This window comes from Winogradskyella sp. UBA3174, from assembly GCF_002364335.1.
Classification (GTDB): domain Bacteria; phylum Bacteroidota; class Bacteroidia; order Flavobacteriales; family Flavobacteriaceae; genus Winogradskyella.
In genome coordinates, this window is sequence record NZ_DEXW01000052.1 from 10,898 (window position 1) to 35,359 (window position 24,462).

At 31.9% G+C, this 24,462-nt stretch carries 24 protein-coding genes and 2 pseudogenes; 11 read left to right on the top strand and 15 right to left on the bottom strand.

Features of this window, described 5'->3' with window-relative positions; genetic code table 11:
* On the top strand, positions 1-345 hold a 345-nt coding region (locus B2U95_RS09650), incomplete at its 5' end, for an acyl-CoA thioesterase (RefSeq protein WP_296315597.1).
* Between the two features lie 52 nt (positions 346-397).
* On the opposite strand, the gene B2U95_RS09655 is transcribed toward B2U95_RS09650, so the two are convergent.
* The 4 genes and pseudogenes from B2U95_RS09655 to rpmH form a co-directional block, all read right to left on the bottom strand.
* Complete coding sequence (locus B2U95_RS09655; protein ID WP_296315600.1) at positions 398-1,165, bottom strand: T9SS type A sorting domain-containing protein; 768 nt, start codon at positions 1,163-1,165, stop codon at positions 398-400.
* 6 nt (positions 1,166-1,171) lie between these two features.
* Positions 1,172-1,693 carry an ankyrin repeat domain-containing protein gene (locus B2U95_RS09660; RefSeq protein ID WP_296315602.1) on the bottom strand — a complete coding sequence of 174 codons (522 nt, stop codon included), beginning with the start codon at positions 1,691-1,693 and terminating at the stop codon, positions 1,172-1,174.
* Between the two features lie 72 nt (positions 1,694-1,765).
* Positions 1,766-4,626 (bottom strand): annotated as a pseudogene (gene carB, locus B2U95_RS09665) (carbamoyl-phosphate synthase large subunit).
* Positions 4,627-4,729: 103 nt separating this feature from the next.
* Positions 4,730-4,891, bottom strand: coding sequence for a 50S ribosomal protein L34 (gene rpmH, locus B2U95_RS09670; RefSeq protein ID WP_186846246.1), 162 nt, complete (start codon positions 4,889-4,891; stop codon positions 4,730-4,732).
* A gap of 158 nt (positions 4,892-5,049) precedes the next feature.
* On the opposite strand from rpmH, the gene B2U95_RS09675 reads away from it, so the two are divergent.
* Positions 5,050-5,628, top strand: a complete 579-nt coding sequence (locus B2U95_RS09675) for a tetratricopeptide repeat protein (protein ID WP_296315608.1) — start codon at positions 5,050-5,052, stop codon at positions 5,626-5,628.
* A gap of 70 nt (positions 5,629-5,698) precedes the next feature.
* Here B2U95_RS09675 and B2U95_RS09680 read toward each other — a convergent pair whose 3' ends face one another.
* Both B2U95_RS09680 and B2U95_RS09685 read right to left on the bottom strand, forming a co-directional pair.
* Complete coding sequence (locus tag B2U95_RS09680) at positions 5,699-6,625, bottom strand: lytic transglycosylase domain-containing protein (RefSeq protein ID WP_296315611.1); 927 nt, start codon at positions 6,623-6,625, stop codon at positions 5,699-5,701.
* Between the two features lie 50 nt (positions 6,626-6,675).
* Positions 6,676-7,338 (bottom strand): alpha/beta hydrolase, encoded by a 663-nt coding sequence (locus B2U95_RS09685; RefSeq protein ID WP_296315614.1) that lies wholly within the window; start codon positions 7,336-7,338, stop codon positions 6,676-6,678.
* Between the two features lie 161 nt (positions 7,339-7,499).
* Here B2U95_RS09685 and B2U95_RS09690 point away from each other — a divergent pair, with 161 nt between their 5' ends.
* Positions 7,500-7,796, top strand: a complete 297-nt coding sequence (locus B2U95_RS09690; protein WP_296315617.1) for an N-acetyltransferase — start codon at positions 7,500-7,502, stop codon at positions 7,794-7,796.
* Between the two features lie 105 nt (positions 7,797-7,901).
* Here the strand turns inward: B2U95_RS09690 and B2U95_RS09695 are convergent, their stop codons facing one another.
* Together B2U95_RS09695 and mtaB are read right to left on the bottom strand one after the other, a co-directional pair.
* Positions 7,902-8,105, bottom strand: coding sequence for a hypothetical protein (locus B2U95_RS09695; protein ID WP_296315620.1), 204 nt, complete (start codon positions 8,103-8,105; stop codon positions 7,902-7,904).
* A 239-nt stretch (positions 8,106-8,344) separates the two neighbouring features.
* A complete protein-coding gene (gene mtaB, locus B2U95_RS09700) occupies positions 8,345-9,679 on the bottom strand; it encodes a tRNA (N(6)-L-threonylcarbamoyladenosine(37)-C(2))-methylthiotransferase MtaB (protein ID WP_296315623.1) in 1,335 nt (444 codons plus the stop codon).
* Positions 9,680-9,724: 45 nt separating this feature from the next.
* Here mtaB and B2U95_RS09705 point away from each other — a divergent pair, with 45 nt between their 5' ends.
* Positions 9,725-11,341, top strand: coding sequence for an ABC transporter substrate-binding protein (locus B2U95_RS09705; RefSeq protein ID WP_296315626.1), 1,617 nt, complete (start codon positions 9,725-9,727; stop codon positions 11,339-11,341).
* Positions 11,342-12,035: 694 nt separating this feature from the next.
* On the opposite strand, the gene B2U95_RS09710 is transcribed toward B2U95_RS09705, so the two are convergent.
* Together B2U95_RS09710 and B2U95_RS09715 are read right to left on the bottom strand one after the other, a co-directional pair.
* Positions 12,036-13,211, bottom strand: a complete 1,176-nt coding sequence (locus tag B2U95_RS09710) for a GlmU family protein (RefSeq protein WP_296315629.1) — start codon at positions 13,209-13,211, stop codon at positions 12,036-12,038.
* Positions 13,212-13,353: 142 nt separating this feature from the next.
* Positions 13,354-13,605, bottom strand: a complete 252-nt coding sequence (locus B2U95_RS09715) for a type B 50S ribosomal protein L31 (protein ID WP_296315632.1) — start codon at positions 13,603-13,605, stop codon at positions 13,354-13,356.
* A gap of 224 nt (positions 13,606-13,829) precedes the next feature.
* On the opposite strand from B2U95_RS09715, the gene B2U95_RS09720 reads away from it, so the two are divergent.
* The 7 genes from B2U95_RS09720 to B2U95_RS09750 all read left to right on the top strand — a co-directional run bounded on the left by B2U95_RS09720 (position 13,830) and on the right by B2U95_RS09750 (position 20,898).
* Positions 13,830-14,342 (top strand): DUF4199 domain-containing protein, encoded by a 513-nt coding sequence (locus B2U95_RS09720; RefSeq protein ID WP_296315635.1) that lies wholly within the window; start codon positions 13,830-13,832, stop codon positions 14,340-14,342.
* A 53-nt stretch (positions 14,343-14,395) separates the two neighbouring features.
* Positions 14,396-15,346 (top strand): glycosyltransferase family 2 protein, encoded by a 951-nt coding sequence (locus B2U95_RS09725; protein ID WP_296315637.1) that lies wholly within the window; start codon positions 14,396-14,398, stop codon positions 15,344-15,346.
* Positions 15,347-15,421: 75 nt separating this feature from the next.
* On the top strand, positions 15,422-17,149 hold the full coding sequence (locus B2U95_RS09730) for a phospho-sugar mutase (protein ID WP_296315640.1): 1,728 nt from the start codon (positions 15,422-15,424) through the stop codon (positions 17,147-17,149).
* 3 nt (positions 17,150-17,152) lie between these two features.
* Entirely contained in the window at positions 17,153-18,979 is a 1,827-nt protein-coding gene (locus tag B2U95_RS09735) for an ABC transporter ATP-binding protein (RefSeq protein ID WP_296315643.1), read from the top strand.
* A gap of 293 nt (positions 18,980-19,272) precedes the next feature.
* Positions 19,273-19,815 (top strand): RNA polymerase sigma factor, encoded by a 543-nt coding sequence (locus tag B2U95_RS09740; protein ID WP_296315645.1) that lies wholly within the window; start codon positions 19,273-19,275, stop codon positions 19,813-19,815.
* A 67-nt stretch (positions 19,816-19,882) separates the two neighbouring features.
* Complete coding sequence (locus B2U95_RS09745; protein ID WP_296315646.1) at positions 19,883-20,386, top strand: hypothetical protein; 504 nt, start codon at positions 19,883-19,885, stop codon at positions 20,384-20,386.
* 56 nt (positions 20,387-20,442) lie between these two features.
* The gene (locus tag B2U95_RS09750) at positions 20,443-20,898 is read left to right on the top strand and encodes a hypothetical protein (protein ID WP_296315649.1); all 456 of its coding nucleotides are present in this window, start codon (positions 20,443-20,445) and stop codon (positions 20,896-20,898) included.
* Between the two features lie 26 nt (positions 20,899-20,924).
* Here B2U95_RS09750 and B2U95_RS09755 read toward each other — a convergent pair whose 3' ends face one another.
* From B2U95_RS09755 to B2U95_RS09775, 5 genes and pseudogenes are all read right to left on the bottom strand, one after another.
* Positions 20,925-22,007: a WD40/YVTN/BNR-like repeat-containing protein gene (locus B2U95_RS09755; protein WP_296315653.1), complete on the bottom strand. Its 1,083-nt coding sequence runs from the start codon at positions 22,005-22,007 to the stop codon at positions 20,925-20,927.
* 95 nt (positions 22,008-22,102) lie between these two features.
* Entirely contained in the window at positions 22,103-22,726 is a 624-nt protein-coding gene (locus B2U95_RS09760; protein ID WP_296315655.1) for an SCO family protein, read from the bottom strand.
* A gap of 25 nt (positions 22,727-22,751) precedes the next feature.
* Positions 22,752-23,324 (bottom strand): toxin-antitoxin system YwqK family antitoxin, encoded by a 573-nt coding sequence (locus B2U95_RS09765; RefSeq protein WP_296315656.1) that lies wholly within the window; start codon positions 23,322-23,324, stop codon positions 22,752-22,754.
* Between the two features lie 19 nt (positions 23,325-23,343).
* Positions 23,344-24,099: a YHYH protein gene (locus B2U95_RS09770; protein WP_296315659.1), complete on the bottom strand. Its 756-nt coding sequence runs from the start codon at positions 24,097-24,099 to the stop codon at positions 23,344-23,346.
* Positions 24,100-24,225: 126 nt separating this feature from the next.
* Positions 24,226-24,462: pseudogene (locus B2U95_RS09775) on the bottom strand (hypothetical protein); the annotation flags it as partial.

The following is a 24,462-nucleotide window of genomic DNA, read 5'->3' on the forward strand; positions in this document are numbered from 1 at the left end:
ATTGAAGTTGGTGAATTAGTAACCATGAAAGCCTCAGTCAATTATGTTGGTAAATCGTCTATGGTTGTTGGTATCCGTGTAGAATCTGAGAATATTAGAACTGGTAAAAAGAAACATTGTAATTCGTCTTATTTTACTATGGTAGCAGTAGATGAATCTAATAAGACAGTAACTGTTCCTGGTTTAATATTAGGGACTAAAATGGATGCAAAACGCTTTATAAAATCTATTATTAGACGCGAAAGCGATGCTAAAAAAAGTGAAGATCTAAATAGTGTTTATAAAAATGTTGATGCGCATTTAGAGCAGCTAAAAGATTATCGCGTTCAAATTGACTTTAAATAAAAAACCATTTCATTTCTGAAATGGGTTTAGATATATTTTCTTAACTGTATAATTACTGCTTAATAAATCGCTTAGTCTGTGTAATCTTATCATTAGAAACTCTAACTAAATAAACACCACTTCTCCAATTAGAAACATTCACAGAAGACTGTAAATTAGTAATTACACCTTTATAAACACGTTTTCCCAATACATCAAACACTTCTAATTTCAAATCTTCATCTGAATTAGGCATCGTAATATTCATAGTATTTTTAGCAGGATTAGGTGAAATTGTAAAATCACTTAATTGAAACTCTTCGTTTGATAACGTTGCAAATGTCTCTGTAGTTATTCCTTTATTTCCCTGGTGCCACGCTAAAATAAAATCATCACTACCAGATCTTGCCCAAACCAAATCAATAGTCGTATCAGATGTTCTTGGTACAAAATCTTCAGGGTCACCAGTTTCTCTGACTCTTGTTGCGACTAAAGTTCTTACACCAGTATCTACTGTATTAGAAGTTAGAGTCCAATCTTGTGTTGCTTCATCTAAAGGTGGTATCGTACCTATTCCAACAAAATGTCTATCTGTCAAGGTTGTACCATCATAAATAACAACATCTTTTCCATCTGTCATTGACATGGCATCAAACCCAATACCTAACCAACTATCTTCTGGTCCTATTAAAGTTAGCGAAATTAAAGCGTCTGTTACGTCAATTTGGGTACTGTATTGTACACCACCAATATCAGATAAAAGAACAACACCAGTAGAAATGGTCTGTGCTGATAGGTTTAAACAAAAAATGAAGAATAAAATTTGGGTAATTTTTTTCATACTATATTATTTATTTAATAATTTAATTATTTCTTTATTATCTGAAATTAATGCATAATCAATTGGCTTTCGTTTCTTATTGTCAAGCAAATTAATATCTGCATTATACTTTAAAAGACTCGTTACAATATCTACTTTACCCATAATTACTGCAAAATGTAAACCAGTACTACCGTTAACATCTGCTACATTAGGATCAGCTCCAATATTGAGCAATTCATCTACTAAATCTAAATGCCCTTTAAATACTGATGCTATAAGTGGTGTACCATAGCTAATATTTACATTGACATCTTTTACGTTATTTACTAAAAAGATAGCCACCTCTTTGTTTCCATGGTAGCAAGCTAATGTAAGCGGATAATAACCTCTTTCATCTGCTGTGTTTATGACGTCTTTATCATTCAAAACCAGAGCTTTAATCTCTTCGAGTGTGCCTGTTCTAGCAACGTCAAAAACCGTTTTATCTTGGGCTATACCCAAAAACTGTAACTGTACAATTAGAACAAATACTATAGTTTTTAACATTTTTTATTTAAATCTTAGCCAAGATAATAATTATTAACGAGTTATAATTACACTTTATCGAAAACTGTGCCACTATTTACTTAAATACATTTTTCGTCTAGAGTATAAATCATAGAACGCATCGTCCTTTAAACTATCAATAAATAAGATACTTTCTCCTGTACTTTTCATCTCTGGCCCTAATTGTTTATTAACGTTAGGGAATTTATTAAATGAAAAAACAGGTTGCTTAATTGCATAACCTTCTAATTGTGGATTAAAGTCAAAATCAGTTACCTTCTTCTCACCTAGCATTACTTTAGTAGCATAGTTTACGTAAGGTTCTTTGTAAGCTTTTGCAATAAAAGGTACCGTACGAGATGCTCTAGGATTAGCTTCAATAATGTATACAATGTCTTCTTTGATTGCAAATTGAATATTGATTAAACCCACAGTATTCAACGCTCTTGCAATAGTATGTGTATGGTCTATAATTTGCTGCATAACCAAATCTCCTAAATTAAAAGCCGGTAACAACGCATTACTATCACCTGAATGAATACCACAAGGCTCAATATGCTCCATAATCCCAATGATATATACATTACCATCTGCATCACATATAGCATCAGCCTCTGCTTCAATTGCTCCATCTAAATAGTGGTCTAATAGTAGTTTATTACCTGGGATAGACTTTAATAAATCGATAACATGCGCTTCTAATTCATCTTTATTTATGACAATTTTCATGCCTTGTCCACCAAGTACATAAGATGGTCTTACTAATATTGGAAAATCTAAAATATCTGCAATCGCTAAAGCCTCATCTGCTGTTTCTGCAACGTCAAATTCTGGATACGGAATATTATGTTCTTTTAATATGTTTGAAAAACTTCCTCTATCCTCAGCCAAATCTAAAGACTGAAAACTAGTTCCCATAATTTTAACACCATAGCGTTCTAACTTTTCTGCAAGTTTCAAGGCGGTTTGCCCTCCTAACTGAACGATAACACCTACTGGTTTTTCATGCTGAATGATATCATAAATATGTTCCCAAAATACAGGTTCAAAATAAAGTTTATCAGCGATATCAAAATCTGTTGAAACTGTTTCAGGATTACAGTTAATCATAATCGTTTCATAACCACATTCTGCGGCAGCTAAAACACCATGAACACAACAGTAATCGAACTCAATACCCTGACCTATTCTATTTGGTCCAGAACCTAAGACAATAATTTTCTTTTTATCTGTTACAACACTTTCATTCTGTACATAAACTTTTCCATCTGCTATTTCTACTTCACTTTCGAATGTAGAATAATAATATGGAGTCTGAGCCTTAAATTCTGCTGCACATGTATCTACTAACTTAAAGACTCTATTTATGTTAAGTTCTCTTCGTTTATTATAGACTTCACTTTCTAGAGCATTTTAGCATATGTGCTATCTGTCTGTCTCCATAACCTTTTTGCTTTGCTTCTAATAACAATTCACGATGTATAGTAGCTATTGTATAATTTAGAAATTTCTTTCTGAAGTTGAAATAACTCCTCATACTGCCTTAAGAACCACATATCTATTTTAGTGATTTCATGGATACGACTCAATGGAATCCCCATCGCTACGGCGTCATAAATCACAAAAACACGATCCCAACTTGCATTGGTTAATTTCTCTATAACCGTATCATAATCGGTATGATCCTTTTCCATCTGCGCCTAAACCATTACGGCTAATTTCTAAAGACTGCGTAGCTTTATGCAGATGCTTCTTGGAAAGAACGACCAATGGACATCACTTCACCAACTGCCTTCATTTGAAGTCCTAATGTTCTGTCTGAACCTTCAAACTTATCAAAATTCCAACGTGGAATCTTTCACAACAACGTAATCTAATGTTGGTTCAAATAATGCTGAAGTTGATTTTGTAATTTGATTGTCTAATTCATCTAAGTGGTAACCAATGGCTAACTTAGCTGCAATTTTAGCAATAGGATATCCTGTAGCTTTACTCGCTAATGCTGATGAACGTGATACACGTGGATTAATCTCAATAGCAATTATATCTTCGTCGTTATCTGGACTAACAGCAAACTGCACATTACAACCACCAGCAAAATCACCAATACTACGCATCATATGTATTGCCATATCGCGCATTTTTTGCTGTGTTTTATCAGATAAGGTCATTGCAGGAGCCAAAGTAATTGAGTCACCTGTATGAATTCCCATAGGATCCATATTCTCTATCGTACAAATAATAACAACATTATCATTGCTATCTCTTAATAGCTCTAACTCATACTCTTTCCAGCCAATTAAAGCTTTGTCAATCATTACTGTGTGAATTGGAGATACCTCCAAGCCGTGTGCTAATAATTTGTCGAAATCTTCTTCTTTATGAACAATAGCTGCGCCATCACCACCTAAAGTAAATGATGCTCTAATTACTAAAGGAAAACCAAACTCCTGAGCAATTTCCTTTCCTTTAAGAAAAGACGTTGCTGTAGCTTGTGGTGCCATGCCGATACCAATTTTCAACATCAACTCTCTAAATTTCTCTCTATCTTCTGTAATGTTTATAGCGTCAATATCTACACCTATAATATCAACACCAAAATCTTCCCAAATTCCTTTTTCGTCTGCTTCAATACATAGGTTTAAAGCTGTTTGCCCTCCCATTGTTGGTAAAACAGCATCAATCTGTGGATGCTCTTTTAAAATCTTTATAATAGATTTTGCATTCAGTGGTAACAAGTAAACATGATCTGCCATAGTAGGATCTGTCATAATTGTTGCAGGGTTAGAATTGATAAGAATCGTCTCTATTCCGTCTTCTCTCAATGAACGAAGTGCTTGAGAACCAGAATAATCAAATTCGCAGGCCTGACCTATAATAATTGGACCTGAACCTATAAGTAAAATGGATTTAATTTTTTTATTTTTTGGCATGAGAATATTTGTTGTTTAGCGTTGCAAAAATAGTTAACTATAGGGTACAAAAAAAGGTGCTACACCTAAGTAACACCTTTAAAATATTAACAATTGTTAATCATTATCTCTTATGTCTTGCTTCAGATGATACAGACAATTTCTTTCTTCCTTTAGCTCTTCTACGTGCTAAAACTTTTCTTCCGTTAACAGAAGCCATTCTTTCTCTAAAACCGTGCTTGTTTTTTCTCTTTCTTTTCGACGGTTGAAACGTTCTTTTTGGCATGTCCTAGTATATTTAAAATCTGAATAATCTTTTTAAAGTAATGAGCTATCTCAAAACTGCGTGCAAATATACAACAAGTTTTTACTTTTACAAGTAGCAAAAAGAAAAAAAATTTAATTGTTTTTATTACCTTTGCGCACTGCAAAATAAACATAAATATGTTCAATAAAAATTTAAAACTAATCATTACTGGGTTAATAATTGCTTTCGCGATATATCAGTTCACTGAAGGCGAAATAGGCAATGGTATAATGTACATCTTACTCTCTACCATATTTATCTTCTTATACTTTAAGAATGAAATGATTTTATTATCTTTTTTAAAGCTTAGGAAACAAGATTTTCCTGGTGCTAAGAAGTGGTTAGACAAAATTAAAAATCCAGAAGGTGCATTAGTTAAAAAGCAACAAGGCTATTTAAACTATCTCAACGGCGTAATGGTTTCTGAAACCAATATGAATGATGCTGAAAAATACTTTAAAAAAGCTATTGATTTAGGTTTATCTATGGACCACGATTTAGCAATGGCTAAGCTTAATTTGGCTGGTATTGCTTTTTCTAAACGTCGCAAGCAAGAAGCTCAAAAATTATTATCTGAAGCAGAACAACTTGATAAAAGGGATATGCTTGCTGAGCAGATTAAAATGATGAAACAACAAATGAAGAAAGCCGTAATACCAAAACAACAATTTGGACAGCCAACTTCTGCTAGACAAAATCGTAGAAGCCGTCGATAATTTTTAACAACAGAAATAAAAAAGCTTTAAACATTAATTCAGTTTAAGGCTTTTTTATGATATGATAATTCTACTTATAAAACCCTTCCTTAGGAATTTCTAGAGTATACAACTTTTTAGATTTATTGTTTAAATGCTTTTCTCTTAACCAAGGGTTATGCAACTTTAAGATTTTATAATTGATACCAAAACGTTTTGCAAATTGAGAAAAATCGGTTACTGCAGAATCGACTTCAATTTTATAAGTTGGTACGGATTTGTATAAATGACTGTTATTAAAGTTAAACCCATATTTATCTGGATTTGATAAAATTTCTTTTAAAGCTACAATTCTAAAAACATAACGACCAGTTTCTTCTCCCAGCAATAAATCATAGTAACCAGAAACATCTTGCTCCTTTAAACGTCTAGAAACACCAGCGTTACCAGCATTGTAAGCTGCTGCTGCTGAAGTCCAAGACCCTAAATTTTCTTTAGCTTTTTTTAGATAATCACAAGCTACTTCTGTTGCCTTTATCAAATTATAGCGTTCATCTACATTAACGTTAACTTCCAATCCGTTTTCTCTTCCTGTGGCTTTCATAATTTGCCAAAAACCACTTGCTCCTGCTGGTGATTTCGCATTTGTTAATCCACTTTCTATAACTGCTAAATATTTAAAATCATCTGGAATTCCGTTCTTTTTAAGTATTGGCTCTATAATCGGAAAGTATTTTTGAGCACGCTTAAACATTAATAAACCATTAGATTGCCAATAAGTATTAACTAAAAGTTCTCGATCCATGCGTTCATAAATATCTGGATTTTCCACTGGTACTGACTCACCTGCAAAATTTAATCCTTCGGGCATTTCTAATGCATAAACATTATAATCATTTACTATTGGCTCATCTTTACTAATACTTTCATCTGATGGTGCTTTTTGCATCGAGAAGATAAAAAGACCTGATATACAGACTAATCCAATAGCTGCCAAAATATTTTTAAAGATTTGCATGGCTTTTATATTTTTTTTTAAATGTAACTAATACCTAATGAACATCAAAACTAGGACTCTATAAGTTTTGGTAAATTTTCGTTAAACCATTTATACTTATTAATAATCATTATATGCGTTCCGCCTTTTATAACAATACAATTGCCTTCACAAGAATGCGGAAAAACAATGTCTTTATCTCCATGAATATAAATAGCACAAGGATGCGGCTCTTCTTGGTCCCAACAGACTATTTGCTTTATAGCCCAATCTAAATACGTTGTATCACTCACAGAAAGATACTTCTTGTATAAATCTACACGCTTTTTTATGGTCTCCCCAAAGGCATATTTGGCAAGTAAATCAATATTACTTACTAATTGCGTGGGTAAAATTTTATAAGCTTTGGTTATCTTGAGGAACTTTAATCGCTTGGGTAATTCGTGATGAGATTTGACACTAGACACTACAATGAGTTTTTTTAAATTAAGATATTTACTCATTTCTTGCACTAGCATTCCTCCAAAAGACACACCTAAAAGCACTGCATCTTTATGTTTTATAAGTTTACAGATACGTTTAGCATATGCTTGCAGTGTCTCCTTTTTATTTGGTATTTCCCACTCTAAACAGTGGATTTTATATTGATCTTCTGGTAACTTAATGTGCTCAAAAATAGTAGAGTTTGCAGCCATACCTGGCATTAAATAAACATGAGTAATATCTGAAATCATAGAGCTAGAAACCATTTAATTAAGCCGACATAATTCTTTATCATTTAACGTTTTAACAACACTAAACTAAAACTTACGTTGATTTTTTGTACTTTTGCACTGCAAAACTATATAAAATATAGTATCTACACGCCAACCGTTGAATTTAAATAAAAAAAATTATGACTGAAACTGCTGAATTGATTGACAACGATTTTCTCCGTCAATTTGAATTAAACGTTGAGAATAACATGGCCGTAATTGAGTATTCTTTGCAAGAGCGTAAGATATTCTTAACAAAAATGGTTATTCCTGATGCTATTAGAACTGATGAATTTGAGTTAGAATTCATTGATATGGTTTTTAGTAACATTAAGGAACGTAATATTAGTGTTGTACCTACAAGTCCTGAAATTGCAAAATTTGTAAAACGAAATAGAAAGTATAAGCGCATGCTACCCGTAGGTATCCGCATATAATTTTAGAATAAATATTTATTAAAAAAACCGAAATAATTATGTTTCGGTTTTTTAATTTTTATCTAAAATATAATTTTCAGTGCTTAATTCTACAACGCTTTGTTCTTATAAAGTTTGTAAAGTACCAGATAAACTTATGGTAAACGTATTTCCGTTATCTGTTACTATTGACTGAAAACTGGCATTAGGTGTATATCTTAAATCGTTAAACTGATAATAGATATCATATAATGGATTATTGTCTAAATTAAATGTATCAAATTCAAAATAAAACTCCCGATTACTATTGTTATTTATAGTAGCAACCACTCTATAATTGTCATAAGTAATACCGTTATTAGTAGTGCTTGTTTTAGAGGTTTCGAAAGCATTAAAGGCATAAAGCGCAACATCTATTACTATTTTAAGAAAATCATTTGAATCATTTGACGAATCATCATCATTTGAACAGGAAAAAATTGAGGTTAGAAAAAAGATTGCGATAAAAGCAAGGCGTATATTTTTAATATTGATTTGGGTTTTTGAAATAAACCAAATATAGAAAAAAACTATACTATCACTTTTTCAGAGCTAAAATCAAACCTTACCGAACCATCTTCATCAATCTTAGTAAGCTGTACTTTATGAAGTGTATTCACCAATTCAGGATTCCAAGGTGCTTTTACTTTAACATAGTTTTCGGTAAAACCATTTATATAGCCTTCTTTATTTTCACCTTCAAACAAGACAGTCCGCTTTGTATTTAATTGCTTCTCATAAAAGGCGCGTCGCTTTTTAGCAGACAACCCTCTTAGCATTTTACTACGTTTTGCTCTTACATTTTTAAATACTACACCTTCCATTTCAGCAGCTTCTGTATTATCGCGTTCAGAATAGGAAAAGACATGTAAATATGAAATATCTAGTTCATTTAAAAAATTATAAGTTTCAAGAAAAAGTTCTTCTGTTTCACCAGGAAAACCAACAATAACATCCACGCCAATACAAGCATGTGGCATCACCTCTTTTATTTTTGAAACACGGTCTACATACAACTCTTTCATGTAACGACGTTTCATCTTTTTAAGAATAGTATTACTCCCACTCTGTAATGGTATATGAAAATGAGGAACAAATGTTCTAGATTTTGAAACCAAATCAATGGTTTCATTTTTTAATAAATTAGGTTCTATTGAAGAAATACGAAGACGCTCAATACCTTTAATATTATCAAGTTCAGTTACTAAATCTAAAAAAGTATGTTCATGCTTTTTATTTCCGAACTCACCTTTTCCGTAATCACCAATATTAACGCCTGTTAAAACAATTTCTTTTATACCTTTTTCAGAAATTTCTTTGGCATTCTTTAAAACACTAACCATTGTATCACTTCGAGAAATGCCTCGAGCTAAAGGGATTGTACAATAAGTACACTTATAATCACAACCATCTTGAACTTTTAAAAATGCTCTAGTTCTATCTCCTATTGAATAACTACCAACATAAAAATCAGCATCTTCAATTTCGCAAGAGTGTACTTCTCCAAAGTCATTTTTAGATAAGTCATTTAGATAATCTGTTATTTTGAATTTTTCAGTAGCACCCAAAACTAAATCGACACCATTGACATCTGCTAACTCTTCAGGTTTTAATTGTGCATAACAGCCAATCGCTGCAACAAAAGCATCAGGATTAAGCTTTTGCGCCTGCTTTACAATCGTTTTAAACCGTTTATCTGCATTCTCAGTAACAGAGCATGTATTTATCACATAAATATCTGCAGATTCCTTAAAATCTACACGATCAAAACCTTCATCTACAAAACTTCTCGCAATTGTAGAAGTCTCTGAGAAGTTCAGCTTACAGCCTAAGGTATAAAATGCGACTTTTTTTGTTGGATTCATTCTTGTACTTTTACCAAGTTGGCAAATTTACAACATATTACTTATATGCAAAAACGGACCACTCTGATATTGACGAAATCGTCATTGTTTGTTTTAATTATTTTAATCTTCTCATGTTCTTCAAAAAAAGATAATGAAACAGATACTCTCGTTTTTAAATACAACGAGCACAAAAACATAGGCTCGCTAGATCCTGCATTCTCTAAAGATATAGCAGATATTTGGGCGACTCATCAATTATTTAATGGTTTAGTTCAAATGAACGACCAACTTAATGTAAAGCCATGTATTGCTGCAAACTGGACAATTACAGATACTGCTAAAACTTATACCTTTTATCTTAGAAACGATGTGTTTTTTCATAAGAATGAATTATTCGGAAAAGATTCTACCAGAACTGTAAATGCTTCAGATTTTGAATATAGTTTAAACCGACTAAAAGATAAGGCTCTTGCCTCACCAGGAAGTTGGGTTTTAAATAAAGTTGAAAGTTTTTCAGCCCTAAACGATTCAACATTTCAAATTAAGTTAAAACAACCGTTTCCAGCCTTTTTAGGATTATTAACTATGAAGTACTGTTCTGTGGTTCCTAAAGAAATTATAACACACTATGGTAATGATTTTAGGTCTCACCCTATCGGTACAGGCCCTTTTAAATTTAAACGTTGGGAAGAAAACTTAAAACTAGTTTTTAGACGTAATAACAACTATTTTGAAATTGATGGCAACGGAAACGCTTTACCATATATTGAAGCTATCGCCATAACATTTTTACCAGATAAGCAAAGTGAATTTTTACAATTCGCACAAGGCAATATCGATTTTGTATCTGGATTAGACGGGTCATACAAAGACGAAATTTTAACGTCGGATGGTAAATTAAAACCAAACTATGCGAATGACGTAAACATGATTAGAGGTCCTTATTTAAACACCGAGTACTTAGCCTTTTTTATGGAAACTGGCGTTAGTGAACTACAAGCTTTAAAACTTAGAAAAGCGATTAATATAGGTTTTGATAGACGTAAAATGATGAGGTATTTGCGTAATGGTATTGGCACACCTGCAAATGGTGGATTTATACCAAAAGGTTTACCTGGTTTTAATGCTGAAATTGGGTTTACATATCAACCCGAATTAGCGAAACAACTCGTTTCAGAATTTAAGTCTGAAAGTGGTATTACCAATCCTGAAATTACATTAACCACAACGAGCAATTACTTAAGTTTCTGTGAGTTTATTCAACGTGAATTGCAAAAAACAGGTTTAAACGTTAATGTAGATGTTATACCTCCGTCTAGCTTAAAAGATGCAAAAGCGAATGGACAACTCGATTTTTTTAGAGCAAGTTGGGTGGCAGATTATCCTGATGCAGAAAATTATTTATCATTGTATTACAGTAAGAACTTTGCACCAAACGGTCCAAATTACACGCATTTTAAAAGTGATATTTTTGACCAAATGTATGAGACTGCTTACTTAGAAACAAACATAGAAAAGCGTGAAAAACTCTATAGTAAAATGGATTCTCTTGTTATGGCTTCCTCACCTGTAGTGCCATTGTTTTATGATGAAGTTATTCGTTTTACAAGAAAGAATATCAATGGTTTAGGTATTAATGCTACTAACTTACTGGAATTAAAATCGGTAAGAAAAAATTAAACGCATCACTATAAAAGCACTTCGGCTACACTCAATGTAAGTGATCCTTTATATTGAAATTAAAACTTCGAAAAATATAATAAGTCGTCACCTCCTTCGCCTTTTAATCGTCTAGATGATAAATAACCGGTACTTAAATCATCATTTAAGAAAAAATGAAAAATCATCACCTCCACTATTAATTGATATATCTAAAAATTTTGGCTTTTGATCTTCTTCAGAAGATTCTAAATCGTAACTATAAATATCTAAACCTCCTTTACCACTAAAATACTCAGCTCGCTGAATTAATAAGTTTTAGGTTTCAATTCCTTTATGGTTATTAGTTCCTTTTCCTTTATCGTTAGAGGTAAAAGACGTATTTACCATCTTTAGAATAGGTTACCTCAGACATGTTAAATCGGCGAGCTGAGTGTTTTAGTGATAGGTTTAAATTTGTTATTTCTCAATATTTTGTTACGGGAGCTTCATAAATTGTGCATATAAAACCTGAATATTTATCCTTTAACGGTCGTCCGCGTTTTGATGCTAAATTATGACTGAAAATAAATTTTATCGCCCACAACTCGTACTGCGAAATGATCGAGTTCTGAATTAACCTTAAGAATCTTAACCTCTACAAACTTGTTTTGTAAAAATCAGTTGGGCTAAGCATGACTAAAAAAGTAGTGTAAATTTGGTCTTAAAAATTATTTTATTCTCTTCTATATTGTTTTGTTTCTTCAAAAACATGCTCTAAAATAGCTTTGTCTTTATCTGTGAACAATTCCTTTCGTCTTGCCATTACAACTTCGGCAACTTCAAATGCTTTATTAGTTTTATAAGTTACAAAGCCTTTACTTCCTCCCCATGAAAAACTGGGAACAAAATTTCTAGGGAATCCACTTCCAAATATATTAGCACTTACACCAACAACTGTACCTGTATTAAACATCGTATTAATTCCACATTTACTATGATCTCCCATCATTAGACCGCAGAATTGCAACCCAGTTTTTGCAAAACCTTCAGTTTGATAATCCCAAAGTCTGACTTCAGCATAGTTGTTTTTTAGGTTACTATTATTAGTGTCTGCACCTAAATTACACCATTCACCTAAAACAGAATTACCTAAAAAGCCGTCATGTCCTTTATTAGAACAGCCAAATAATACCGAATTATTAACCTCTCCACCTACTTTACTATGGGGACCGATTGTAGTTGGTCCATAAATTTTTGTTCCTAATTTTAATGTAGAATTATGACAAAGCGCTAAAGGCCCTCTTACAGCAGAGCCTTCCATAACTTCTGCTTCTCTACCTATATATATTGGTCCTGAACTAGCATTTAACGTCGCAAAATTAAGTATAGCACCTTTTTCTATAAAAATATTTTCGGGATTTATAGTATTAACGGTTGAAGGAATTGGTTGCGATTGTCTATCTTTTGTTATTAGCGTAAAGTCTTCAGCTATAGCTTCACCATTTTTAGAAAAAATATCCCAAGTATGTTCTATTTTTAGAATATCACCTTTAAATTCAATAGCTTCAAAGGATGTAAAATCACTTACCTCTTCCCCTTCTTTAGCAAAAAACGCAATAACATCTTCACCTTTAAATAGCGCTTGATTATGTTTTATATTTTTCACGAAAGCAACGACTTCAAAGTTTGGTAAAAAAGAGGCATTTATCATAATGTTCTCTTCCATTTCTACCATAGGAAACTTATCGGCTAAATAATCTTCTGTTACGGTAGTCGTGGTATATTCTAAATAAGATTCCCACTTCTGACGAATCGTTAGAATTCCAACTCTAATATCTGCTACAGGTCTTGTAAATGTAAATGGCAATAAGTTGTTACGGTAAGGACCATCAAAAAGTATGTAATTCATAAAAGTTTGAAGTTTGAAGCTCGAAATTAGAAGTACAGCCTCCCAAAATCTAATTTAATAATTCAAAAGTAGCCTAATTAAAGAAAACAAAAAAGCCTTTCTGATGACAGAAAGGCTTTTAACGTTTATTGGTAAGCTATGTTTATTTCTTAAACTTAGCGTATTTTGTTTTGAATTTATCAATACGACCAGCTGTATCTACTAATTTAGATTTACCAGTGTAGTAAGGATGTGATGTTCTAGATATCTCTAATTTTACTAATGGATATTCAGTACCATCAACTTCGATAGTTTCACTTGTATCTGCTGTAGACTTAGTTAAAAACACGTCTTCGTTAGACATATCTTTAAAGGCTACTATTCTATAATTTTCTGGATGTATTCCTGCTTTCATCGCTAAATGTTTTACTAATGTTCGATTTTTTCGAGGTGCAAATTTAAGTAATTTTTATAAATTTACAATCTTTTTAATAATTTTTATTGCAGATAAATTGCAATAATCACATATTTCTTATTGAAGCAAGATATATAGATTTCGGTTTTTAGAGAAATAAACTGTAACATTTAATTATCTTTGGGTACTAACTAGTTAATTAACTATAAAATTAAACCTCTATTATGGAACACGAAAAACCATCAATTAAGCCTATCGCTTACACTTATGGCATGTACTTAGCCTTGTTAACTATTACCGGTATTGTAATATTATATGTATTAAACGAAGAACAGAACTGGATAATAAGTCTTATCAGTTTTCTTATTACAATTGTAGTTTATTATTATGGTATAAGTAAATATAAGAAAGAAAATGCTAATGTTTTAAGTATAAAAGATGCTCTAAAAGTAGGCATGGGTATGGCTTTAATAAGTGGTATCATTGCAGCAATATATGCAGTTGTTCATTATGGTGTAATAGCACCAGAATATATGGATACTATAAGAGAGAAAGCCATGGATGATATGCTTAGTCAAAGTCCAAATATGGAGGGTGAAGCATTAGAAATGGCAACAAATATGGTAAATATGTTTACTTCTAAATTCTTTATGGCTACCATGTTTTTGATTTCTAGTTTGTTCTTTGGTTTTATAATATCCTTAATTACTGGAGCAATTATGAAAAACGACAAGTAATATCTTTAAATAATTTCTCTATTTTTGAAGTCTACAATATAGACCACATTAATATGAACATATCAGTAGTAATACCACTACTTAACGAAGAAGAATCTCTAAGAGAACTACACGATTGGATTGTATCAGTGATGCAATCCAATTCGTTTTCTTACGAAATTCTATTTATTGATGATGGTAGTACAGATACATCTTGGAACGTAATTCATAATCTTTCTGAAGAAAATGAAAACGTAAAAGGCATTCGGTTTCTAAAAAACTTTGGAAAATCACAAGCACTCCATGCTGGTTTTGAAAAAGCTAAAGGTGATGTCGTTATTACGATGGATGCGGATTTACAGGATAATCCTGAAGAGATTGCTGAGCTTTACCAAATGATTATTAAAGATAAATTTGATTTGGTCTCTGGCTGGAAAAAGAAACGCTACGATTCTATTATTTCGAAAAATTTACCTTCTAAATTATTCAATTGGGCAGCAAGACGTACTTCTGGTGTAAAATTGAATGACTTTAATTGTGGACTAAAAGCCTATTCTAACCAAGTTGTAAAACATATAGATGTTTATGGTGAAATGCATCGTTACATACCTGTATTAGCAAAAAATGCTGGTTTTATTAATATTGGAGAAAAAGTAGTACAGCATCAAGCTCGTAAATACGGAAGTACAAAATTTGGAATGAATCGTTTTATCAACGGGTTTTTAGATTTACTTACTATTTGGTTTATTTCTAGATTTGGAAGGCAACCAATGCATTTATTTGGGCTGCTTGGTGTTATTATGTTTATAATCGGATTTGGATTTGCTTTCTATTTAGGAATAGATAAATTATTTCTAAACCCAACAGGACGTTTAATTACAGACCGACCACAATTCTATTTAGCACTTTCTACAATGATTATTGGCTCACAATTCTTTATTGCTGGCTTCTTAGGCGAATTAATTTTACGCTCAAAAAAACAGCAGCAGCGCTATTACATTAAAGACGCATTAAATTTTTCTTAATTCAACGAATTTATACTTTATGGGTAGAATTCGACATTTGTAATTGTTTACTTTTGTATTATAATTTATTGATATATGATTCACATAAAACCAGAAATTTTAAAACGTGTTAACGCTTGGTTAACCCCTGCTTTTGATAAAGAAACTCAAGAAAAAATAAAAGATACCATAGCGTCTAATCCAAAAGGATTAGATGAGAGTTTCTATAAAGATTTAGAATTTGGAACTGGTGGTATGCGCGGAGTTATGGGACTTGGAACCAACAGAATCAATAAATACACATTAGGTAAAAACACACAAGGCTTAAGTAATTATCTAAAACAGACGTTTCCTAACGACGTAGTTAAAGTTGCTATTGCTTACGATTGCAGACACAATAGTAAAACTTTTGGTAAGGTCGTTGCAGATGTATTTTCAGCAAATGGTATTCAAGTTTATCTTTTCGAAGATTTAAGACCTACTCCAGAGTTATCATTTGCCTTAAAACATTTAGACTGCCATTGTGGTATTGTTTTAACGGCGTCTCATAATCCACCAGAATACAACGGCTATAAAGTTTATTGGCAAGATGGAGGACAACTGGTACCACCAGAAGATGGCGAAATTATTACTGAAATAAACAGACTAGATTATTCTGAAATTAAATTTGATGCGAACAGCGATTTAATTCAATACATAGGAAAAGACGTTGATACTATTTTTATTGATAATTGTGTTAAAAATGGAAGTTTTAATACTTCGGCTGAAGCCAAAGCAAACCTAAATGTTGTTTTTACTTCATTACACGGAACTTCAATTACAGCAATACCAGAAACGCTAAGTCGTGCTGGTTATACCAATGTTACTATTGTTGAAGAACAGCGTGAACCAAATGGTGATTTCCCAACGGTAAAGTCTCCAAACCCTGAAGAACCAGAAGCACTTAAAATGGCTATGGAACTTGCAGAGAAAGTAGATGGTGATATTGTTATTGGCACAGATCCTGATTGTGATAGATTAGGTGTTGTGGTTAGAAATTTAGAAAACGAATTAGTAATTCTTAATGGCAACCAAGCGATGCTTTTAATGACAGACTTTCTTCTAAAGCAATGGAAAACTTCTAATAGAATTAATGGCAATCAGTTTGTAGCTTCAACTATCGTTTCTACACCAATGCTTTCAGTTTTAGCCGATGCTTACAACGTAGAATGTAAAATTGGTTTAACAGGTTTTAAATGGATTGCGAAAATGATTAAAGACTTCCCTTCAATGGATTTTATTGGTGGTGGCGAAGAAAGTTTTGGTTTTATGGTCGGAGACTTTGTACGCGATAAAGATGCAGTGACCTCTACCCTTTTGGCCTGCGAAATTGCAGCACAAGCAAAAGCGAATGGCAAAACCATGTATCAAGAATTAATTAACTTATATATAGAACACGGTTTTTATAAAGAACGTCTAGTATCTTTAACAAAAAAAGGAATTGATGGAGCTCAGGAGATAAAACAAATGATGATTGATGCTAGAGAAAATCCTCTTAAAGAAGTTAACGGCTCTAAAATAATTCGTATTGAAGATTACCAATTATCCTTAGCTAAAAACAGAGCTACTAATAGTGAGGAAGTAATAGACATACCTAAATCTAATGTATTAATTTACTATACAGAAGATGGTAGCAAAATTGCTTTAAGACCAAGTGGAACAGAACCTAAAATAAAATTCTATATCAGTGTAAATACCAAACTAGACAATGTGTCTGACTTCAATAAAACGGAGCAATTATTGGAAAATAGAATTGATGCTATCCTAAAAGGTATGAATTTATAAGCAATGGACTATTTAAAGAAATTATCTCGTTTTATTATTCCTTACAAAAGATATGGAATACTAAATATTATTGCTAACATATTCTATGCACTATTTAGCACACTAGCGATGATTTCTTTAATGCCAATGATTAATGTTTTATTTGGTGAAGAAGAAAAAATCACAGAAAAACCCATCTACAAAGGTATTAGTGATATAAAAGACTACGCTGAAGGTTCTATAAATTATATCATAACCACAACAAATGAAGCGCATGGGCCTCAAAGATCCTTGTTATACATGGTCGCTTTAATAATTACACTCTTTTTATTAAAAAACTTATTCAATTATCTAGGTCTCTACTTCATTACATTTTTGCGTAATGGTGTTTTAAAAGACCTCCGTAACGAAATCTACGAAAAGGTAACCCATCTTCCTATTTCTTATTATTCTGAAAAGAAAAAAGGGGATATTATTGCTAGAATTTCTGGTGATGTTAACGAAGTAAAGAATTCATTACTAGCCATTTTAGAACTTATTGTAAAAGAGCCCTTGACCATAACTTTTGCTATAATTACAATGTTTATGATCTCTGTAAAACTGACTATTTTTGTTTTTCTATTTATTCCTGTGTCCGGATTTATAATTTCGAGAATTGGTAAAAGTTTAAAGAAAAAATCTAGTCGAGTACAAACAGAACAAGGTGTTTTTCTTTCAACTTTAGAAGAAACCTTAGGTGGTTTAAAAGTCATAAAAGGCTTTAACGCTCAAAAACGTTTCAATGATAAATTTCAAGAATCAACACATCGCTTTTATGATTTCTCTAATATATTAATGAATCGTCAAAACCTTGCCTCACCAACTAGTGAAGTTTTAGGAATTATAACCATTGCTGTATTACTATGGTATGGAGGAAGCATGGTACTGGTTGAAAAAACGTTAACAGGTGGCGCATTTATTGGTTACATAGGCCTGGCTTGGCAAATACTTACACCTGCAAAAGCAATAAGTAAAGCTAGTTATAAAGTAAAGGCTGGTAATGCAGCAGCAGATCGTGTGCTAGAAATTCTCAATACTGTTTCACCATTAAAGGATTTACCAGATGCTAAAACAAAAAAAGGTTTTAATTCTGAAATTAAAATAGATAATATTTCTTTTAAATATGAAGACACCTTAGTCCTTAAAAACTTCTCATTAAAGGTTTCAAAAGGAAAAAGTGTAGCTTTAGTTGGTCAGTCTGGTAGTGGTAAGAGTACTATTGCAAACCTTGTAACACGATTTTATGATGTTAATAAAGGTAGCATTACTATTGATGGAGATGATATTAAGAATCTAACAAAATATTCATTAAGAAGTCTCATGGGCCTTGTTACGCAAGATTCTATTTTATTTAATGATAGTATAAAAAATAATATTCTACTAGGCAAAGAAGACGCAACAGATATTGAAATTATAGAAGCCTTAAAAATTGCAAATGCTTGGGAGTTTGTTAAAGATTTACCAAACGGAATAGAAACAAACATTGGTGATTCCGGTAATAAACTTTCTGGTGGACAAAAACAACGTTTAAGTATAGCACGTGCTGTTTTAAAGAATCCTCCAATAATGATTTTAGACGAAGCAACCTCAGCTTTAGATACAGAAAGTGAGCGTTTGGTACAAGATGCTTTAGAAAAGATGATGAAAAACAGAACATCTATTGTCATTGCACATAGGTTATCTACAATTCAAAATGCTGACTTAATTGTGGTAATGCAAAAAGGCGAAATTGCAGAACAAGGCTCACACACTGAACTTATTAACAAAAACGGTATTTATAAAAAACTCATAGAAATGCAAAGTTTTGAATAAAAGAATAATGAAAAATATTCAAATAAAAAAGGATGAACCGTAAGGCACATCCTTTTTTTTGTTATCAGATTTGGGGAAAACTGATAACGGTCAATAGGTTAAGCAAGGCAAACATATACTAAATAAAGATATCAACCTAGAAAAAATTACTTTTTATCGAATAATTATGCTTTTAAACGATTTTTAATATTGTAAATGACTGATAATCAATAATAATTTAATCAAGTGAATTTTAATTAATTATTGATTAAACTTTTAGTAAATTAACAAGTCTAAATAGCAAAGTGAATCGATTGACAGAAGAATCAGAATTTATATTACGCCTACAACACCCTATTTCTAAAGAAGCTGCTTTTAGAGAACTCTTAAAACTCTATAAAAAACGCTTGTATTGGCATATAAGAAAGATAGTTCTTAATCATGACGATGCAGATGATGTATTGCAAAATACATTTATAAAAGTATATCGTAGTATCGATAAATTTAAAGGAGATAGTAAGTTGTTTTCATGGCTATATCGTATTGCAACTAACGAGTCTATAACATACATCAATAAAAAAGCAAAACGTTTACAAATAACAAACGAAGAATACCAGAATAATGCCATAAACAATCTAAAAGCAGATGTTTATTTTGAAGGAGATAAAATACAAATAAAATTACAAAAGGCTATAGCCTCTTTACCAGAGAAACAACAATTAGTCTTTAATATGAGATATTTTGATGCTATAAAATATAGAGAAATGGCTACTATCTTAGAAACTAGCGAAGGAGCGCTAAAGGCATCTTATCATATTGCTGTTAAAAAAATAAAAGCCTTTTTAACTTTAGATTAAACCATTTCAATAATTTAGAGTCTAATTGATTAAAGAATAAAGGTTTTCGATAACTCGAAAAGTAAACATGAAAAACAATAAACTACATATCATTAAAAAAACAGGTTTTAAAACACCTGATAATTACTTTGAATTGTTTGAAGCTAAGTTAAAAGAAGAATTAGTTGAAAAAGAAACAATACAAAATATTGAATCAACAGGATATTCAGTTCCTAAAGATTATTTTGATATTGTAGAAGAAAATATTTTAGTCAAAATAATCAATGATAATAAGCCAATAGCTAAATTAAAATCTAGAAATACATTCTATTACTTTAGTGGTATTGCTGCTAGTTTTATTTTATTATTTAGCTTAGTTTTTAATACTAAAAACACTATTTCTATTGACACTATAGAGACTGTTTCAATTGAAAGCTACTTGTACCAGGAAGACTATTCTAATGATGATTTAGCATCATTATTTAAATCAGATGAAATCTCTTATACCGATTTTATCGATGTAAATATGAGTGAAGAAACATTGAATGAATATTTAGATACTATAGATACTGAAGATTTCATATTAGATTAAAAACTATGAACTTTTCAAATAAAAATCACGAATTCAACAAAAAAAACAATACTCCCATGAGTAAAACATTAAAAATTTTAGTACTAACCTTATTAGTTTCAGCTAGTGTATTTGCACAACGACCAGATAGAAAAAAAATTAAGGCTTTAAAAATCGCACACATTACTGAGCAATTAGACTTAACCAAAGATGAAGCACAGAAATTTTGGCCTGTTTACAATTCCAACGAAGAAGCTGAAAACAAGTTAAGAGCTAAATCTAATAATAGAAGTAACGAAAATAGACCTGAAAACCTTACTGAAAGTCAAGCAAAAACACATTTATTAGAAATGATTAATTTAGATAAAGAGAAAGTAGAATTACGATCTAAAATGCTAAATGATTTACTCAAAATTTTACCTGCAAAAAAGATTGTTTCTCTTTTACAAGCTGAGCGTTCTTTTAAACGCAAAATGATTGAAGAATTTAAAGAGCGACACTCTGGAGAAAGAGGTGGTCGCAGAAGAAATTAAAAAAAGAGCCATAAGGCTCTTTTTTATTATCTAAACGTTAGTTTACTAATTCGTCCTTTACCAGCTGCATAAGCTGTAGAATCATTTAAAAACCGAATGGTATAGAAGCCTTCGTCACTTAAATGTGTCCAAGAATCACCAGAATCTTTACTATAATCAATACCTTTAAAACCTACCACTACTAGTTCTTTACCATTTCTATTTGGTATATACTGAACACAGCTTCTATAACCAGGTCCTTTGGCATTGGCAACCACTTGCCATGTTTTACCACCATCAATAGTTCTAATTTTATTGTTGAGTGTATCGTTTGGTTTGGTATAGTCCCCACCAATAGCAAATCCCTTTTTTTCGTCGTAAAAATCTATGGAATACATCCCTGTTGTCGCTTTACCTTGTACTATTGGAGTTTCAAAAACTGCCCAAGTCTTGCCTTTATCTGATGAATATAAAATTCGACTTACCATACCACCTGTGGCCAGCCAAGTATGATCACCAACTATGGCAATATTTGTATCACTTGCTGCAAAAGCAGCTTCTCCTTCTTTGGCTTTTGGTAAATTGTCACAAGATAGTTTTCCCCAAGTGTTTCCTCCATCTCTTGTAATGATTATACTCATACAATCCTCTGTTGGATCACCTATAGCTATACCTTCTTGATCGTTCCAGAAATCTATGGAATCGTAGAAGGCTTTTTCATGGTTTTCTTCATATACTAATTTAGGATTCTTAGCTTTTCTTGATAATTTATATAACCGTGCCGGATTTTCTATTGAAATAGCAAATAAGCTTCCATTTACCTCTTTAATAGCTCTAAAGTGTAATGATTTTTCTTCGTAATTTAATATATGCTTAAAATGATTTTTACCATTGCTGACATTTAAATCATTGAGGTTAATTTTATACGCGGCGTTCAATGCTTGTTTACCTATGTGATCAGCGCTTCCATAAAAAATGTATTCATCATTAAAATCTAAAGCTCTAATGCTTAAAGTTGAATCTACAAAAACCTCTTCGATTACTATTTTAGACACATCTGTTGGCCTTTTATAGTCTTCTTTACATGCGCCTAAAAAAATCAAACAAAATAATAGTATAGTAACCCTCATATTTATAAATTTTTCTCTAAAATAGATAAGCTTTGCGATATAACCGCAAAGCTTATCAGATTAACATCCACTATCAATCAAATCAGACTAAATTTCTAGTCTTCTTTCTTCAATGTTTTAACATCTGCAATAAGTTGTTGTACGTCTGTTTTATTAAGTCCATTGTAAATACCTCTAATATGCCTATCCTTATCGATAAGTACAAAGTTTTCAGTATGCAAAAAGTCATCCTCAGTTTTCACTTCACCTAAGTCTTCTTCTACAAAATAAGCTCGTCTACCTAAATCATATATCTGTTTTCTTTCTCCTGTTACCAAATGCCATTTATAGTTATTAACGCCTTTATTTTCAGCATATGCTTTAAGGACTGATACAGAATCTATTTTTGGTGTCACTGAATGCGATAGTAATAATATCTCTTCATCATTTAAAAACTCTTCTTGTAAAACCATCATATTCGCAGTCATTTTCGGACAAATACCAGGACATGTTGTAAAGAAAAAATCTGTAATATAAATCTTGTCCTTAAATGTATTTTGTGTTATTGTTTCACCTAATTGATTGGTTAAGTTAAACGCTGGTATTTTATGAAATGTGTTTACTGCATTGCTACCAACGTCTAACCAATTTGGTGTAAACGTCGCTTCATTATAAAAAGGTAAATTAACAACTCTACTACTTTTCTCTATCGATGTAGAATCTTTACATCCAAAGGACATAATTAGAATAAGAAAAAACGGATTACTAATTTTGAACAACTTCATCTTCCAATTCATAACATAAGTTTGCTTTTTTTAGACCAAAAATGCGCCCATTTTTAGCTTCGTAATTCACATATATTTTACCATTCTCAAGCCATGCGCGTTGCAAGCCTTCTTCTTTTCCGTCAACAATAGTTGTTTGTCTAGCCAGTTGACCATTAGCATACCACATTTTCTGTATACCATGACGCACTCCTTTTTTATAATGAGTCTCAGAACTTACAAAACCATTAGGCCACCAACTTTTAACCATTCCAACTAATTTATTGGCATTATAGTATGATTCTTTTTGAAGGATATTAGAGGCAAACCATTTTTTGGCTACACCTTCTTTTTTACCATCGTAATAACCGATAGATACAGCTTTAACTTTATTCTCATGATAGCTTACCGCATAACCATTAAATCGTAGGGCGTTATAATACCAACGCCCTTCTAGTTGGTTTAGAATCAACATATCTTTGTCGACTTCAACATCTAGAATAATATTTACAATATCGTTAACCTTAGGCAGCTTTACATCATTACTCTTTTGACAACTTATAAAGCTTATCAATATGAGTACTGAAACTGATTTAGTTAATATTACTTGGAGTCCCTTGATAATCACCTGGGAATATAATATAGTATTCATTAAGGTATAATTCATTTTCTATATGGTAATGGTATTCAGCTTCAGTTGCATGTTGTGTTGTACTTGTATGTCCACCAGAAGCATCTAAATCTATTGGATAATTATTTGTTGCGTTACATTTACGGCCATATACAAAAAACCCATCTGCAAGAATACCAATTAAATTCTCATCATCTTCAGACCAAGCAGTTGGCTCTAAATGGTAGTGATACTGACCTGGACCTATATGTCCACCTGTATAATCTAAACTTACTGCTGCTCCATCTAACGCTCCATTACCTTCCTGGTCATTATATATTGCAGCTCCACTTACAGCAATACCTATAGCACCTAACTGTGTTGCTGTAGATGAGTTCGCTAATTGTGGACTTGTAGAAACCGTTAATGTTCCGGAGCCATCAAAATTTGGTATGATACTAGGTGTTAGCTGCACATCTGGTTCTTCGATATATAAAGGATGACCACTTCCCCAATATACAGTTGTATGATTTGGATTTCCTGTAGCTTCTATAACGACATTAGAACCATCTAGATATATACTCGTTTCATCTGTATCAAATTCAGCAAATGCAGCATGTAATTCTCCAGTTATTGCATCATCTGTAGCATCGCTTGATGCATTATCATCGGAAGAGCAAGCAATACTTAATGTAAAAACTGTTATTATTAGCAACATTAATTTAAATAGATTCTTCATTTTTATTTTTTTAGTTTGTTATTTAACATTTAGATGCCATTTCAAAAAAGAACTTGCGCTTTTCACTTAATTAGCTCCTCTTTAGATAACATAGTTCTCGGAAGGTTTAATTGATAATATATATTATTAATTTCTGCGACCTTGTGGTTTTCTACCTCGTCTCTTTTGTCCATTACCTTTTTCTAATTCATCATCAGTTAAAAAACCATCATTATTGGCATCAATTTGGCTAAACTGATCGCTCAAGGCCCCTTTAGCTTCATCTTTACTAATTTTCTTATCATTATTGGTATCCATCATTTCTAATAAATCTTCAAAACTAGGACGACCTCCTCCTTGTCTTCCATTCGGTCTTCCTTCTCC

Bases quoted from the DNA above. Each gene is read 5' to 3' on its own strand.
- B2U95_RS09655 (WP_296315600.1), bottom strand. From the start codon at position 1,165: ATGAAAAAAATTACCCAAATTTTATTCTTCATTTTTTGTTTAAACCTA.
- B2U95_RS09660 (WP_296315602.1), bottom strand. From the start codon at position 1,693: ATGTTAAAAACTATAGTATTTGTTCTAATTGTACAGTTACAGTTTTTG.
- rpmH (WP_186846246.1), bottom strand. From the start codon at position 4,891: ATGCCAAAAAGAACGTTTCAACCGTCGAAAAGAAAGAGAAAAAACAAG.
- B2U95_RS09675 (WP_296315608.1), top strand. From the start codon at position 5,050: ATGTTCAATAAAAATTTAAAACTAATCATTACTGGGTTAATAATTGCT.
- B2U95_RS09680 (WP_296315611.1), bottom strand. From the start codon at position 6,625: ATGCAAATCTTTAAAAATATTTTGGCAGCTATTGGATTAGTCTGTATA.
- B2U95_RS09685 (WP_296315614.1), bottom strand. From the start codon at position 7,338: ATGATTTCAGATATTACTCATGTTTATTTAATGCCAGGTATGGCTGCA.
- B2U95_RS09690 (WP_296315617.1), top strand. From the start codon at position 7,500: ATGACTGAAACTGCTGAATTGATTGACAACGATTTTCTCCGTCAATTT.
- mtaB (WP_296315623.1), bottom strand. From the start codon at position 9,679: ATGAATCCAACAAAAAAAGTCGCATTTTATACCTTAGGCTGTAAGCTG.
- B2U95_RS09705 (WP_296315626.1), top strand. From the start codon at position 9,725: ATGCAAAAACGGACCACTCTGATATTGACGAAATCGTCATTGTTTGTT.
- B2U95_RS09710 (WP_296315629.1), bottom strand. From the start codon at position 13,211: ATGAATTACATACTTTTTGATGGTCCTTACCGTAACAACTTATTGCCA.
- B2U95_RS09715 (WP_296315632.1), bottom strand. From the start codon at position 13,605: ATGAAAGCAGGAATACATCCAGAAAATTATAGAATAGTAGCCTTTAAA.
- B2U95_RS09720 (WP_296315635.1), top strand. From the start codon at position 13,830: ATGGAACACGAAAAACCATCAATTAAGCCTATCGCTTACACTTATGGC.
- B2U95_RS09725 (WP_296315637.1), top strand. From the start codon at position 14,396: ATGAACATATCAGTAGTAATACCACTACTTAACGAAGAAGAATCTCTA.
- B2U95_RS09730 (WP_296315640.1), top strand. From the start codon at position 15,422: ATGATTCACATAAAACCAGAAATTTTAAAACGTGTTAACGCTTGGTTA.
- B2U95_RS09735 (WP_296315643.1), top strand. From the start codon at position 17,153: ATGGACTATTTAAAGAAATTATCTCGTTTTATTATTCCTTACAAAAGA.
- B2U95_RS09745 (WP_296315646.1), top strand. From the start codon at position 19,883: ATGAAAAACAATAAACTACATATCATTAAAAAAACAGGTTTTAAAACA.
- B2U95_RS09750 (WP_296315649.1), top strand. From the start codon at position 20,443: ATGAGTAAAACATTAAAAATTTTAGTACTAACCTTATTAGTTTCAGCT.
- B2U95_RS09755 (WP_296315653.1), bottom strand. From the start codon at position 22,007: ATGAGGGTTACTATACTATTATTTTGTTTGATTTTTTTAGGCGCATGT.
- B2U95_RS09760 (WP_296315655.1), bottom strand. From the start codon at position 22,726: ATGTCCTTTGGATGTAAAGATTCTACATCGATAGAGAAAAGTAGTAGA.
- B2U95_RS09770 (WP_296315659.1), bottom strand. From the start codon at position 24,099: ATGAAGAATCTATTTAAATTAATGTTGCTAATAATAACAGTTTTTACA.